Origin of the sequence: Micromonospora yasonensis (assembly GCF_026013475.1) — a bacterium.
Taxonomy (GTDB): Bacteria; Actinomycetota; Actinomycetes; order Mycobacteriales; family Micromonosporaceae; genus Micromonospora; species Micromonospora yasonensis.
The window spans coordinates 1-247 of the sequence record NZ_JAPDPH010000511.1 but is presented as its reverse complement, the minus strand read 5'-3'; the positions used below and the strand labels follow the sequence as shown (position 1 = coordinate 247).

At 72.9% G+C, this 247-nt stretch carries 1 protein-coding gene; it reads right to left on the bottom strand.

All coding sequences use genetic code 11. From position 1 onward, the window contains the following. On the bottom strand, positions 1-247 hold a 247-nt coding region (locus ONA70_RS36600), incomplete at both ends, for a D-sedoheptulose-7-phosphate isomerase (RefSeq protein WP_265011038.1).

The window sequence follows — 247 nt, the reverse complement described above, 5'->3', positions numbered from 1 at the left end:
TGCTGGTGCCGCTGGTGGACATCAGGAGCAGGATGTCGTCGGGGCGGCCGTGGGCGCGGACCTGGCGGGCGTAGACCTCGTGGTAGCCGTAGTCGTTGCTGATCGCGGTGAGGGCGGAGGTCTCGGCGTGCAGGGCGATGGCGGACAGGGGTTCGCGGTCGTCGCGGAGTTTGCCGACCAGTTCGGCGGTCAGGTGCTGGGCCTCGGCGGCGCTGCCGCCGTTGCCGGCCACCAGCAGCCGCCCGCC